The 13,091-nt window shown below is 52.2% G+C and carries 12 protein-coding genes; 7 read left to right on the top strand and 5 right to left on the bottom strand.

What is annotated here, in order from left to right; translation table 11 throughout:
* Window positions 1-2 precede the first annotated feature (2 nt).
* The gene (locus tag HED65_RS01715; protein ID WP_114977159.1) at window positions 3-1,094 is read left to right on the top strand and encodes an alkylhydroperoxidase domain protein; all 1,092 of its coding nucleotides are present in this window, start codon (window positions 3-5) and stop codon (window positions 1,092-1,094) included.
* Between the two features lie 6 nt (window positions 1,095-1,100).
* Here the strand turns inward: HED65_RS01715 and araJ are convergent, their stop codons facing one another.
* A complete protein-coding gene (araJ, locus tag HED65_RS01710) occupies window positions 1,101-2,276 on the bottom strand; it encodes an MFS transporter AraJ (protein WP_114977158.1) in 1,176 nt (391 codons plus the stop codon).
* 168 nt (window positions 2,277-2,444) lie between these two features.
* Between araJ and ppk2 the strand changes: the two genes are divergently transcribed.
* The 3 genes from ppk2 (at window position 2,445) to HED65_RS01695 (ending at window position 3,878) form a co-directional block, all read left to right on the top strand.
* Window positions 2,445-3,263, top strand: coding sequence for a polyphosphate kinase 2 (gene ppk2, locus HED65_RS01705; protein WP_114977157.1), 819 nt, complete (start codon window positions 2,445-2,447; stop codon window positions 3,261-3,263).
* 103 nt (window positions 3,264-3,366) lie between these two features.
* A complete protein-coding gene (locus tag HED65_RS01700) occupies window positions 3,367-3,555 on the top strand; it encodes a type II toxin-antitoxin system CcdA family antitoxin (protein ID WP_114977156.1) in 189 nt (62 codons plus the stop codon).
* A complete protein-coding gene (locus tag HED65_RS01695; RefSeq protein ID WP_114977155.1) occupies window positions 3,555-3,878 on the top strand; it encodes a CcdB family protein in 324 nt (107 codons plus the stop codon). Before HED65_RS01700 ends, HED65_RS01695 begins: the two co-directional genes overlap by 1 nt.
* 41 nt (window positions 3,879-3,919) lie before the next feature.
* On the opposite strand, the gene fdnI is transcribed toward HED65_RS01695, so the two are convergent.
* From fdnI to fdnG, 3 genes are read right to left on the bottom strand one after another with little or no spacing between them, the layout of a single operon-like run.
* Window positions 3,920-4,570 (bottom strand): formate dehydrogenase-N subunit gamma, encoded by a 651-nt coding sequence (gene fdnI / locus HED65_RS01690; protein WP_114977154.1) that lies wholly within the window; start codon window positions 4,568-4,570, stop codon window positions 3,920-3,922.
* On the bottom strand, window positions 4,563-5,447 hold the full coding sequence (gene fdxH / locus HED65_RS01685) for a formate dehydrogenase subunit beta (RefSeq protein ID WP_114977153.1): 885 nt from the start codon (window positions 5,445-5,447) through the stop codon (window positions 4,563-4,565). Before fdxH ends, fdnI begins: the two co-directional genes overlap by 8 nt.
* A gap of 11 nt (window positions 5,448-5,458) precedes the next feature.
* On the bottom strand, window positions 5,459-8,506 hold the full coding sequence (gene fdnG / locus HED65_RS01680) for a formate dehydrogenase-N subunit alpha (protein WP_147279778.1): 3,048 nt from the start codon (window positions 8,504-8,506) through the stop codon (window positions 5,459-5,461).
* Between the two features lie 221 nt (window positions 8,507-8,727).
* On the opposite strand from fdnG, the gene yddG reads away from it, so the two are divergent.
* The 3 genes from yddG to HED65_RS01665 all read left to right on the top strand — a co-directional run bounded on the left by yddG (window position 8,728) and on the right by HED65_RS01665 (window position 11,839).
* Window positions 8,728-9,606 carry an aromatic amino acid DMT transporter YddG gene (gene yddG, locus HED65_RS01675; RefSeq protein ID WP_114977151.1) on the top strand — a complete coding sequence of 293 codons (879 nt, stop codon included), beginning with the start codon at window positions 8,728-8,730 and terminating at the stop codon, window positions 9,604-9,606.
* A 630-nt stretch (window positions 9,607-10,236) separates the two neighbouring features.
* Window positions 10,237-11,319 carry a porin OmpC gene (ompC, locus tag HED65_RS01670; protein WP_114977150.1) on the top strand — a complete coding sequence of 361 codons (1,083 nt, stop codon included), beginning with the start codon at window positions 10,237-10,239 and terminating at the stop codon, window positions 11,317-11,319.
* A 79-nt stretch (window positions 11,320-11,398) separates the two neighbouring features.
* Window positions 11,399-11,839: a GFA family protein gene (locus HED65_RS01665; RefSeq protein WP_114977149.1), complete on the top strand. Its 441-nt coding sequence runs from the start codon at window positions 11,399-11,401 to the stop codon at window positions 11,837-11,839.
* 32 nt (window positions 11,840-11,871) lie between these two features.
* Here HED65_RS01665 and HED65_RS01660 read toward each other — a convergent pair whose 3' ends face one another.
* Window positions 11,872-13,056, bottom strand: a complete 1,185-nt coding sequence (locus HED65_RS01660; RefSeq protein WP_114977148.1) for an OmpP1/FadL family transporter — start codon at window positions 13,054-13,056, stop codon at window positions 11,872-11,874.
* Window positions 13,057-13,091: the final 35 nt, after the last annotated feature.

Below are 13,091 nucleotides of genomic sequence, written 5' to 3'. Positions count from 1 at the left end.
CCATGTCATTAAGTCAGGACATTCTCGCCGAGCTGGCGGAAATTACCCCCGGTTCCCCTCTCGCGCAGGCGCGCGCCACACGTGATGCCGCCACGCGCCACGCGCAAGGCAGCTACGAAATCCTGTTTAGCCAGCAGGATAATGATTTTGCACTCAACGAGCGCTTCACCGTGGCGGCAAAAATCGCCCGTTGGCACAACTCGGAGGCGCTGGCCGCGCACTACGCGGGGTTTGGCCTGGCCGACCCCACCTCAGAACGCCTGACCCCGGCGCTGAGTTTTGCGCGCCTGCTGACATTTTCCCCCATCGAAGCGACGCCTGCAGCGTTAAAGGCGCTGACCCAGGCGGGATGGAGCAAGGAAGGCATTGTTACCCTGGCGCAACTCGTCGCGTTTGTGAGCTTCCAGAGCCGACTCATCACCGGGTTGCGGCTTCTGAACGACAAACCTGTCGCCAAAAGCGATGTGCCGGTGGCGGCAGGCATCTGGCACACGACCGCAACAACGGTCACCGGTAAAGCGGCCCCCGTCGTGTTCACCCAGCAGGAGCTAGGTTGGGAACCGTGGATAGCGGCCAAACCGTTGAAGGATTTTCGTGACGATGAGGTCGCTATTCTGGCGAAATTTGGGCATACCGACTCCGACTACTTCCGCCTGCTGGGGCGCAACCTGCTGGTGCTTGAACAGCGTACTTTGACGGATAAAGGAATTTTTTATACATCGGGGGGATTGCCGCGCGCCGAGCGCGAGCTGGCCGCAACGGTCGCCAGTAAAATCAACGGCTGCATTTACTGCGCATCTGTCCATGCGCGGAAAGCCAGCCAGCTGTCTAAGGATGACGCGGCGGTAGAGGCCCTGTTGGCGGTACGTCCCGGGCAATCCCTGAGCGAGGGGCAGTCAGCACGCTGGCAGGCGGAGATTAATTTTGCGGCGGCGCTGTCGGTCACGCCGCCAGCCGCCACGCCGCTGCACCTTGCCGCGCTGGAAAAAGAGGGGCTGGATACCTTAGCGCAGCTGGACCTGGTGCAATCCACAGCGTTCTTTGCCTGGGCCAACCGTCTGATGCTGACCCTGGGCGAACCCTGGCTTGCCTGAACAAAATCAGGCTAGCGCGCGAGCGTTAGCCTGAGCCTGTCTGGCCCGCAGATGGCCGTAGATCAGCAGCGAACTCATGGCCGAAAACGAAAGGAGTGCGGCAGGCAACGTGACATAACTCCAGCTAAAGCCAAGCGTAATCATCATGCCGCCGAAAAAGGCACCAATCGCACTGCCGAGATTAAATGCCATCTGACCACCTGCTGCGCCCAGCATCTCACCGCCCTTCGCATTCTGCAGAAGCAGAATTTGTAGCGGCGCAGAGAGCGCGAATAGCCCGGCACAGCAGATAAACCCCATGACCAATGAGGCCGTTTTCAGTTCTCCAAAAGCGAAAAGCAGCAGCAGAGAAGTCACAATCACCATGTCGGTGGTGGCCGCAATGCACAGCGGGCTAAAGCGGCCCGAGAGTTTACCGCTCAACAGATTGCCCAACACCATGCCAAGGCCCATCAGCATCATGATGGCTGTCATCACCCCTTCGGTGAAGCCAGAGACGTTGACCATAAATGGTTTAATGAAACTGAACCACGCAAACACCCCGGCGTTGCCACACATAGTGGCAGCAAAAATCAGCCAGGGTTCTGGTTTTTTAAGGAAGTGGAACTGCTCGGTCAATTTGATTTCTGATTTGTCGTGGATATCCGGCACCCAGAGCAGAACGGAGAGGATCACCAGCGCATCGAACACGGCAATCAGGAAAAAGGTATAGCGCCAGTTGAATTCGTTCCCCAGCCAGGTCCCCAGTGGAACACCCACCAGGTTGGCTACGGTCATACCGGCGATCATCCCGGCCACCGCGACCGTCACTTTCCCCGGTGGCGCAATTTTAGAAAGGATAATTGCCCCGACGCCAAAAATGGCCCCGTGCGGAAAACCAGAAATCAAACGCCCCAGTGCCAGCCAGAAGTAAGACGTTGAAAACGTAAATATTGCATTTCCGACTGCCGACATCGCCACCAGAAACAGCAGTGTGGTTTTTAACGAGAACTTGCCTGAGAACAGCGCCATAATCGGAGCGCCAATCACCACGCCGAAGGCATAAAACGAGATCATATTCCCGGCGGAGGGAATTGAAATGCCGGTGTCATGTGCCAGCTCGGTTAAAACCCCCATAATGCCAAATTCAGCCATTCCCAGGCCAAAGGTGCTCAGCGCCAACGAAAAAATTGTCTTTTTCATACTTCAACCACTGGTTAATCACTCGCGACGGGCATTATTGAATAATCTTGTATGGTGAGCCAGTTCAAATCAGTTGGCTGACACGTTAATCCATTAATTCAGGTGGATTACACTTCTAAGTGCGGCCTCGCTTTTTTTCCCGCGCCGGACAACCTGAGGATGACAATCATGGGAAGCAAAAAGAAAACCAGTGCCACTGTTGATGTCGTAAAAAATGCACCGCTAAAAACCAAAGAGTATGAGCAAGAGCTTCGTCGCCTCCACGTTGAACTGGTTAAGCTCCAGCAATGGGTTGTCGCCAAAGGACTAAAAGTGTGTATTGTTTTTGAAGGACGCGACGGCGCCGGCAAAGGCGGTACCATTAAAGCAATCACCGAGCGTGTCAGCCCACGTGTATTTCGCGTTGTTGCCCTTCCTGCGCCAACCGAGAAAGAGAAAACCCAACTCTATTTTCAACGTTATGTTCCCCATTTGCCTGCCGCCGGGGAGATCGTCATATTTGACCGAAGCTGGTACAACCGTGCAGGTGTCGAGCGGGTAATGGGATTCTGCACCCCCGAGCAAGTTGAGAAGTTCCTTGATGGCGCGCCGGTGATGGAAAAAGCGATGGTGGATGCGGGGATCATCCTGCTGAAGTACTGGCTTGAGGTGACGCCGAAAGAGCAGGAGCGCCGTCTGCGTGACCGTATTAACGATGGTCGTAAAATCTGGAAACTCTCACCGATGGATATTAAATCCTTTAACCTGTGGGACGAGTATACCCTTGCGCGCGACGCAATGTTTGAAGCCACCGATACCGCCTGGGCGCCATGGTTTGTGGCACGCTCAGAAGATAAAAAACGCGTGCGGCTGAATATTATTTCGCATCTACTTACGCAAATCTCGTATAAAGAAATTCACGTCGACAAGGTGGATTTACCGAAACGTAAAATCGGAAAAGTGAAACCCACTAAATACCCGTTCCGGTATGTGGAAGAGCGGTTTTAACATTACTGGAAGACGGCTCGCATAATTTAAATCTCAGAACGAACCAGTATTGTCTTTTGTTGGCTGCGGTTGATAATGACCGCACCAACAAAGGAGGATAGACATGAAATCAAACCGAGTGATAAACCGTCATAGAAAAGAGCAACTTACCGAGACAATACCTCACCCATCGTTATCGAAAGAAGAGCGAGCACGGCAGCATCAGCAGGATAAGGAATTCATAAAAGCCATGAATGAATTAACAACAAAAGCAGGGCTACTATCAGATGACCCTTATTTTGGAGGGGTTTGATGTGCTTCCAGTTTGACGTTTATCGAAATCCTTCAGAAAGGACACGTGAATACCATCCCTATTTTATGATTATTCAGCATGACTTTTACGATGATTTATCAACGCGGCTTATTTTACCGCTGAGCTATCATGACCATCTGAGAGGTTATTTTAATGCCGCAACGCCCCTGGTGAATATTGATTTCCAAACATTTTTCCTGAATACATCAGCAATAACCTATGTGGAGAAGAAGAAACTTAGTAATAAAAATTTTGTATGTAATCTGCGCACTGCAAGAAGCAATGTGATTGCAGGGATTGATGCACTCATTACTAATACATAACCCCTGCGCAGCGCCGCCGGGCAAAGCCGACGGCGCAGGCCTTACAATCCTTCCGTACTTTCTTGTTTCGCTTCCTGTCGTTCCACCTCACGATACCAGCGTGGGTGATGTTTCTGCGCCCAACGGCGGCTCACCTTCCCTTCAATCATGCCTTTAATCGACCCTTTAACCCAGAATGCCATATACATATGGATCAGGATGGCGTGGATCAGAATGATTGCTGACGTCGCGTGGATCAGCAGCGCATAACGCACCACCTGAATCGGAAAGAAGTGTGCAAAATACGGTCGCCAGATAATCACGCCAGTAGCCAGCAGCACAAAAATCATGCTCATAATGGTCCAGAACATCATCTTCTGCCCGGCATTATATTTGCCTACTTTCGCGATCTTGTGCTCGTTACCTTTCAGGACTTCAACAATCCCTTTCACCCACGGTATATCCTGCCTGTCGGGGATGTTGTGATGGACAAAGCGCACGAACATAAACATCAGCACCACAAAAATCAGCACGCCGAAGAACGGGTGCAGAATACGCCCCATCTGAGGCGTACCGAAGGTTTCGGTCAACCACTGCAGCGTTGGGAAGAAGAAGGAAATCCCCGACACCGCGACCAGAAAGAAGCAGATGACCACCGTCCAGTGACAGGCTCGATCGACAAATTTTGTACGCACAATCCATGTCTTACTCATGATGCTTCTCCTCGTCGTCATCCACCTCTTTGTTCGGCCCAATACCAATATAGTGATAAATCAGCCCGGCAAAGGTGGCGATAAAGCCCGCCGCGGAGAGCGGTTTAAGCGCCCCTTTCCACAGGTTGATCGAGGTGTCGATTGCCGGATCCTTCGGCAGATTGTGGTACAACTCTGGCTGGTCATTGTGGTGCAGTACGTACATTACGTGCGTACCGCCCACACCCTGCGGGTTGTAAATACCGGCCTTGTCGTAACCACGTGCTTTCAGCTTGTCTACCCGCGCCTGCGCCACGTCCAGCATCTCTTTTTTGGTGCCAAAGTGGATAGCGCCGGTCGGACAGGTCTTCACGCAGGCTGGCTCCTGCCCGACGCTGACGCGGTCCACACATAAGGTGCATTTGTATACCCGGTTATCTTCTTTATTGAGGCGCGGGATATTAAACGGACAGCCCGCAATGCAATAGCCGCAGCCAATACAATTGTCCTGCTGGAAGTCGACAATGCCGTTAGCGTACTGAATGATCGCCCCGGCAGACGGACACGCTTTGAGACAGCCAGGCTCTTCACAGTGCATACAGCCGTCTTTGCGGATCAACCATTCCAGCTTGCCGTTCTGGTCGGTTTCACTAAAGCGCATCACCGTCCAGGATTTGGCGCTCAAATCCGTCGGGTTATCGTAAACCCCAACGCAGTGCCCCACGTCGTCGCGAATATCGTTCCACTCCGAACAGGCCACCTGGCAGGCTTTACAGCCCACACAGGAAGAGACATCGATAAGCTTAGCGACTTCTGCCTTGTAGTCCCGCGCACGTGGCGCGGGGGTAATCGGGTTCGTCGCGGAGCGTTTGATAATGTCTTGTGTTTCCATCGCCATTTAATCGCTCCTTACGCTTTCTCGATGTTGACCAGAAACGCTTTGTACTCCGGCGTTTGCGAGTTGGAATCGCCGACGTTTGGCGTCAGGGTGTTGGCGATGTAGCCTTTCTGTGCCACCCCTTCAAAGCCCCAGTGCAGTGGGATGCCGACGGTTTCCACCTGCTGACCATTCACGTTCAGCGACTGCAAACGGCGAGTGACTACCGCCACTGCGCGGATAAAACCACGTTTGCTGCTCACCTTCACGCGGTCGCCGTTGGCTATGCCCTTCGCTTTCGCCAGGGTTTCACTGATCTCCACGAACTGTTCCGGCTGGGCGATGGCATTAAGCCGCGCATGCTTGGTCCAGGTATGGAAGTGCTCGGTCAGGCGATAGGTGGTCCCCACATACGGGAATGTATCCTTCTTACCTAAACGCAGCACATCGTCCTCGTAGATACGCACCACCGGGCTGGAGATAACCTTCGGGTGCAGCGGATTCGTACCCAGCGGCGTTTCCATCGGCTCATAGTGTTCCGGGAACGGCCCTTCTGCCAGCTTGTCGAGAGCGAACAGACGTCCCAGACCTTCCGGCTGCATGATAAACGGCCCGGTTTTACTGCCTGGGGCTGCGGTGTTGAAATCGGGGATATCATTCCCCGCCCACTTCGTGCCATTCCACTGGATCAACATCCGTTTCGGATCCCACGGTTTACCGTTGATATCCGCCGAGGCACGGTTGTAGAGCACACGACGGTTCAGCGGCCACGCCCATGCCCAGCCCAGCGTATTGCCCAGCCCGGACGGGTCAGCGTTATCGCGGTTAGCCATCTGGTTACCCTGCTCCGTCCAGCTACCGGCGTAGATCCAGCAGGAAGAGGCCGTTGTACCGTCATCGCGCAACAGTGCAAAGCTGTTCAGCAGTTGACCTTTCTTCGCTACCAGCGTGCCGTTGGCATCATAGAGATCCGCCAGCGCCACGCCGTTGTTCTCTTTCGCGACCTCTTCAGACTCAGGATGGTCCGGCTGTTTGTAGTCCCAGCTCATCTTCAGCAGCGGCTCAGCGCCTATGCCACCTTCGGTGCGATACCTCTCACGCAACTGGTGATAAATCCCGGCCAGGATCTCGCCGTCGTTACGCGCTTCGCCCGGTGCGTCCTGGCCTTTCCAGTGCCACTGTAGCCAGCGGCCCGAGTTAGCAATAGATCCGTCTTCTTCCGCAAAGCAGGTGGACGGCAGGCGGAACACTTCGGTCTGAATGGATGCGGTATCGACATCGTTCATCTCGCCGTGGTTCTGCCAGAAGTTAGAGGTCTCAGTGACCAGCGGGTCGATAACCACCATGTACTTGAGCTTGCTCAGACTGCGCACAACCTTGTTTTTGTCCGGAAACGAGGCCACCGGGTTGAAGCCCTGGCAGATGTAGCCCGTGACGTTGCCCTTATCCATCATGTTGAAATACTTGATGACGTCGTAAGCCTGATCCCACTTCGGCAGCCACTCGAAGCCCCATTCGTTCTCTTTCTGCGCCTCATCACCGTAGAAAGATTTCATCAGGCTGACGTAGAACTTCGGATAGTTGCTCCAGTAGTTCACCTGATCCGGTAACGTCGCTTTTGGCGTGTTGGCCGCCAGATACGTTTGCAGATCGGCCTGTTTTTCGGACGGCAGAGTCAGGTAGCCCGGCAGACTGGTCGACAGCAAACCAAGATCTGTTAAGCCCTGGATATTGGAGTGACCGCGCAGGGCGTTCACGCCGCCCCCTGCCATCCCCATATTGCCGAGCAGCAGCTGGATCATCGCCATGGTACGGATGTTTTGCGCACCAACGGTGTGCTGCGTCCAGCCCAGTGCATACAGGAACGTGGTGGTTCTGTCAGCGGCACTGGTTGAGGCCAGCACTTCACACACCTTCAGGAAGTCCGCTTTTGGCGTACCGCAGATATTTTCCACCACGTCCGGCGTATAGCGGGAAACATGCTGCTTGAGCAGGTTCCACACACAGCGCGGGTGCGTCAGCGTTTCGTCACGCATCGCGTGGCCGTTTTCATCGAACTGGTAGTTCCAGGAGGACTTGTCGTACTGACGTTTTTCGGCGTCATAGCCGCTGAACAGCCCGTCATCAAAGGCAAAATCATCCCTCACCAGCAGATTCGCGTTGGTGTAGTGTTTAACGTATTCCGCGTTAACCTTGTTGTTTTCGATCAGGTACAACAGCACGCCGGACAGGAACGTAATGTCCGTACCGGAGCGGATGGGTGCATAGATATCAGCCACCGAAACCGTACGCGTAAAGCGCGGATCGACGACGATAAGCGTTGCATCATTGTTGTTTTTCGCTTCCATCGCCCAGCGGAAACCGACAGGGTGTGCTTCAGCGGCGTTACCGCCCATCACCACCACGACATTAGCGTTTTTAATATCAACCCAGTGGTTGGTCATCGCACCGCGACCAAATGTTGGAGCAAGACTTGCTACCGTTGGTCCGTGTCAGACGCGCGCCTGGTTGTCTACCGCCAGCATGCCGAGGGATCGCACAAATTTTTGCGTTAGCATGCCGGTTTCATTGCTGGCTGCGGAGGCACACAGCATCCCGGTGGAAAGCCAGCGGTTAACCGTTACGCCCTGCGCATTCTTTTCAATAAAGTTGGCATCGCGGTCGGCTTTCATTAATTTGGCAATACGGGAGAAGGCCTCATCCCAGGAGATACGTTGCCATTTGTCGGAACCTGGCGCACGATATTCCGGGTAACGCAGGCGATTTTCGCTGTGAACATAGTCCAGCAGGCCCGCCCCTTTGGGGCAAAGTGCCCCACGGCTCACCGGATGATCCGGATCCCCTTCAATATGATAAATCGCTTCTCTGGCGTTCTTCGCGCCATCGCCCAGGCTATACATCAAAAGCCCACAACCTACGGAGCAGTATGTGCAGGTGTTACGGATCTCTTTCGCACGCAGCAGTTTATAGTTGCGTGCCTGAGCCAGCGCCATTTTGGGGGCAAATCCCAGCATTGCGGCTGTGGTTCCGGCCATACCGCCCGCGCAGATTTTAAAAAATTGTCTGCGGCTGACGTCCATTGTTGTCCTCGTTTTCGTATAAGACTTCGCGCCGCAAACTAGCAGTAAAGCAGTTGATTTTTTTGCGTCAAATCAAGGTCGCTTGTCTTCCCCCCCTAAATAGTCACTCCCGATACTTTCAAATACCTCTTTTTGATTAAAGACTTAAGATAATCATTCGCGGTAGCGGCAGGATTAATGCTATAAATTTTTCCTTTGATTTTTATGGCGACGGCAAGGTAATGGACAGAAAGAGAGCAACGCTCATTGGACTGGCGGCAATACTGTTATGGAGCACGATGGTTGGGCTCATTCGCAGCGTGAGCGAGGGGCTGGGGCCGGTAGGCGGTGCGGCAATGATCTACACCGTCAGTGGATTATTGTGTCTGGTGACGGTGGGATTCCCTGATATTCGTAAATTCTCGCCACGCTATCTTATTGCAGGTAGCGTACTGTTTGTCAGTTATGAAATTTGCCTGGCGCTGTCGTTGGGATATGCCGCAACGCGATCGCAGGCCATTGAGGTCGGTATGGTCAATTATCTGTGGCCGAGCCTGACGATTGTATTTGCCATTTTGTTCAACGGGCAAAAATCAACTCTGTGGGTGATCCCCGGGTTAGCCATCTCATTGCTGGGCGTCTGCTGGGTATTAGGCGGTGAACAGGGATTACATCTTGAGGAGATCACCCGCAATATCGTGTCCAGCCCACTGAGTTATGCGCTGGCGTTTGCCGGGGCCTTTATCTGGGCGGCATACTGCACCGTAACCAGCAAATTTGCCAAAGGGCAAAACGGCATTACCCTTTTTGTTTTGCTGACTGCGTTGAGTCTTTGGGTGAAATATGCCCTGAGCGAGCAGCCTGAAATGGTATTCAGCGTGCCGGTTGTCGTGAAGCTATTAATGTGCGGCGTTGCTCTGGGTTTCGGCTATGCCTCATGGAATATCGGGATCCTCCATGGCAACGTCACTGTACTTGCCGCCGTATCCTATTTTACCCCCGTACTCTCTGCCGCTCTGGCTGCCGCAGTGCTGAGCTCCCCACTCTCTTTCTCGTTCTGGCAAGGTGCACTGATGGTTTGCGCCGGGTCGCTGCTTTGCTGGTACGCGACACGAAAATAAAGCCTCATTGTTCTGCCGGGAGGTGCACAACCCGGCAGAAACTTAACATAAATTTAATATGTGATCGCACGTCAAAATATTCATCCGCACATTAGAGTACGCGTTTAAATTCTGTTTATATTATCGCTGTTTTTAATCCTCCCCTCCCTCCTCATTGACATAAATTGACACCGTGCAGTAATTACTTCCTTGCGAATATTAACGATGTTAATAGCACAAAGCGCAATAGTATGTTTCTGTGTATTTCAACCAATACCACGGTAATTACGTATAGTTCACTCCGTAACGCGATGATTTATGGTATCCAGTTAAGATAAAACCCGATTAACAAACCATAAAAACTGATAATAACCAATGTCAACTAAACCGGTTAATAACTATATTGCGCATAATAGATCTGATGAGAAAATATACAAAAAATGATCAAATACCCGCCATTTCATTCTGTTTAGCGACCATTTATCCGATCTCGATCACACTAAAGGAAATTATTAGCAATAATTTGAAACTTATTATTGAAAGGCAACTACAACATTTTTAAAAATAGCATGCCATTGACGAACAGCCTCGTTTAGAAATCGTTCGAAGTGGCTCAGGAAATACTTAAGAAAATTATAAGGAATATTTAAGATGAAACTTAAATTAGTGGCAGTGGCAGTGACTTCCATGTTGGCAGCAGGCGTTGTTAACGCGGCTGAAGTTTATAACAAAGACGGTAACAAGCTGGATCTGTACGGTAAAGTAACAGGTCTGCACTATTTCTCTGATGACACCAGCAACGACGGCGATAAAACATACGTGCGTCTGGGCTTCAAAGGTGAAACTCAGATCAACGACCAGATGTCCGGTTACGGTCAGTGGGAATATGAATTCAAAGGCAACAACGATGAAAGCAACGGCGACAAAGGCAACAAGACGCGTCTGGCCTTCGCTGGTCTGAAATTCAACGAATTCGGTTCTTTCGACTACGGTCGTAACTACGGTGTTGCTTACGACATCGGCGCATGGACTGACGTTCTGCCAGAGTTCGGTGGTGATACCTGGACGCAGTCTGATGCCTTCATGACTCAGCGTGCCACTGGCGTTGCAACCTACCGTAACACCGACTTCTTCGGTCTGGTTGACGGCCTGAACTTTGCTGCTCAGTACCAGGGTAAAAACGACCGCGATGACATCACCGAAGCGAACGGTGACGGTTGGGGCCTGTCTTCTACCTATGAAATGAATGGTTTCGGTGTTGGTGCAACTTACGCGAAATCTGACCGTACTGACCGTCAGGTCCGTGATGGCCGCGTAGTTGACACCATGAACGCTGGCGGTGACAACGCAGAAGTTTGGGCTGCTGGCCTGAAATACGATGCAAACAACATCTACCTGGCAAGCACCTACTCTGAAACTCGCAACATGACCAACTTCGGTGATGGTTATATCGCGAACAAAGCTCAGAACTTTGAAGTTGTTGCTCAGTACCAGTTCGACTTCGGCCTGCGTCCATCCGTTGCTTACCTGAAATCCAAAGGTAAAGAAATCGGTACTTATGGCGACCAGGACCTGGTTGAATACGTTGATGTTGGCGCGACTTACTACTTCAACAAGAACATGTCTACCTACGTTGATTACAAAATCAACCTGCTGGACGACAACAAGTTCACCAAAGCTGCAGGTATTGCTACCGACAACATCGTTGCACTGGGTCTGACTTACCAGTTCTAAGATTTGTCAGTATAAAAAGGCCAGCCTTCGTGGCTGGCTTTTTTTATACAGTTTGACTGGCGTAATAAAGGAGCACGCCATGCACATATTCAAAGGACGCTGTTTATGCGGGATGAGCCAATTCAGCGTTTCCCTCAACAATTTCGACGTCTATGCCTGCCACTGCACACAATGTCAGAAGTGGTCAGGTGGTATTGCCATGTATCTGGAAGCCGCGGGTAAACCGCTTGTGGAGCAAGACTCGATTGCCCCTTCTCACTTCTCGTCTTCTGCGCGCGGAGAACGCTGGTTCTGTCCGGGATGTGGTTGTCCACTGTGGTTCAAGCTGACCTCAACAGCACGCTATTTTATTCCATGGACATTACTTGAGATGAGCGAAGATGAACGACGTCGACTGGTGCTCGCCGCTGAAATCTATACCGAAACCCAGCCCGCATTCTTTGGTCTGACCGGACAATACGCGCGCTATAGCGGTTCAGAAATTGAAGCCATGGATAAGCACTGCCTGCTCACCACGTAGGCCGCGTTTTTCGCATACCTTCCTTTCTGTTATTAAAACTGGTAGCTGTAGTTAACGCTGGTAAACCACAGATATGGGTGATTATAGTCACCACTCAGCAGCCCAGGGGATTGCACCTTCGAAGACTGCATATGCAGGTATTCGACGGCAAATCCGATATTGCTGGCTGGCGTTAACTGATATTGTGCCCCGGTCCCGAAGCGCCATTCATCTCCAGTTGGCAACGTCATTGCGACATCGCTCTGGTTGCGATAAGGCGAACTATCAAACGCGACCCCGGCGTTCAGGCGCCATTGCGGAGTGGGTCGATATTGCACGCCCAGCGCGGTATGCCAGGTATCCTTCATGCGGTTGGTTTTATCAAGCGTATTGCCGCTTACCGTAACTTGTGGTGCGCCAAACTGGCTCCAGTCTTGCCAGCCCAGATCGCCCATTACTGACCACTGAGTATTAATGTCATGCACCAGGCTTAACATCAGCTGTTGCGGCGCGCGAACCTGTGCAGAAATGGGCAGGTTGTACTCGACATTAGGTAGATTCGGGAAACGTGCTTTACCGTTCACGTTGAAGTCGTACTCGGCTTTACTGTTCCAGGTGATCCCGGCCCGGGTCTGTTCTGTGAGTTGCATTAACAACCCAAGACGGTAACTCATCGCCCAGTCGTGGTCCTTGTCGTCGTGGTCATCACCATCAACGGTGCGGGTGAGTGATAAAAAACCATAATTAAGATTCACCGAACCGCCCACCGACACCCGGTCGCTAAGCTTCCAGGCAAGTGATGGACTCAGGGTCATTGCCACCATCGTGCTCTTTTTGATCAGGCGCTCACCCGCCCAGTTACCGTAATCAATACCCAGACCATAGTTACCGTACAGACCAATACCGGCATACAGACTCTCGTTGACTTTCTGGCTATAGAACGCGCTGGCATTCGGTGTAAGCTTCATGACGTTGCCCGGGCTCTGCAAACGGTCGTTATCGAGCTGGTAATCAATATTACCGCCCAGAGCCTGCAACCCGCCGGTGAACATATGTTCCGGAAGCCGGGTCATCCCTGCAGGGTTGGTGACAATTGTTGAGGCATCCTGCGCGCGGGCAGCCTGCCCGGCTCCCGCAAGCGCCGTATCTTCGGTACCGATTTCGTAGAAATAGAGCGCACTGGCCTGAGACACAGAGGAAAACACCAGTCCTGTACTAAGAAGAACCACTTTTTTCATAGTTTTATCTACCGGGTCAGGGATAATGAAATTCT

It is taken from the genome of Pantoea sp. LS15 (genome assembly GCF_012241585.1).
Taxonomy (GTDB): Bacteria; Pseudomonadota; Gammaproteobacteria; order Enterobacterales; family Enterobacteriaceae; genus Enterobacter.
This window is presented reverse-complemented; position numbering and strand designations above follow the sequence as displayed.

Excerpts from the sequence above, each read along its gene's own strand:
- ompC (WP_114977150.1), top strand. The coding sequence starts at position 10,237 with ATGAAACTTAAATTAGTGGCAGTGGCAGTGACTTCCATGTTGGCAGCA.
- HED65_RS01665 (WP_114977149.1), top strand. The coding sequence starts at position 11,399 with ATGCACATATTCAAAGGACGCTGTTTATGCGGGATGAGCCAATTCAGC.
- HED65_RS01715 (WP_114977159.1), top strand. The coding sequence starts at position 3 with ATGTCATTAAGTCAGGACATTCTCGCCGAGCTGGCGGAAATTACCCCC.
- HED65_RS01695 (WP_114977155.1), top strand. The coding sequence starts at position 3,555 with ATGTGCTTCCAGTTTGACGTTTATCGAAATCCTTCAGAAAGGACACGT.
- araJ (WP_114977158.1), bottom strand. The coding sequence starts at position 2,276 with ATGAAAAAGACAATTTTTTCGTTGGCGCTGAGCACCTTTGGCCTGGGA.
- yddG (WP_114977151.1), top strand. The coding sequence starts at position 8,728 with ATGGACAGAAAGAGAGCAACGCTCATTGGACTGGCGGCAATACTGTTA.
- HED65_RS01700 (WP_114977156.1), top strand. The coding sequence starts at position 3,367 with ATGAAATCAAACCGAGTGATAAACCGTCATAGAAAAGAGCAACTTACC.
- fdnI (WP_114977154.1), bottom strand. The coding sequence starts at position 4,570 with ATGAGTAAGACATGGATTGTGCGTACAAAATTTGTCGATCGAGCCTGT.
- HED65_RS01660 (WP_114977148.1), bottom strand. The coding sequence starts at position 13,056 with ATGAAAAAAGTGGTTCTTCTTAGTACAGGACTGGTGTTTTCCTCTGTG.
- fdxH (WP_114977153.1), bottom strand. The coding sequence starts at position 5,447 with ATGGCGATGGAAACACAAGACATTATCAAACGCTCCGCGACGAACCCG.
- ppk2 (WP_114977157.1), top strand. The coding sequence starts at position 2,445 with ATGGGAAGCAAAAAGAAAACCAGTGCCACTGTTGATGTCGTAAAAAAT.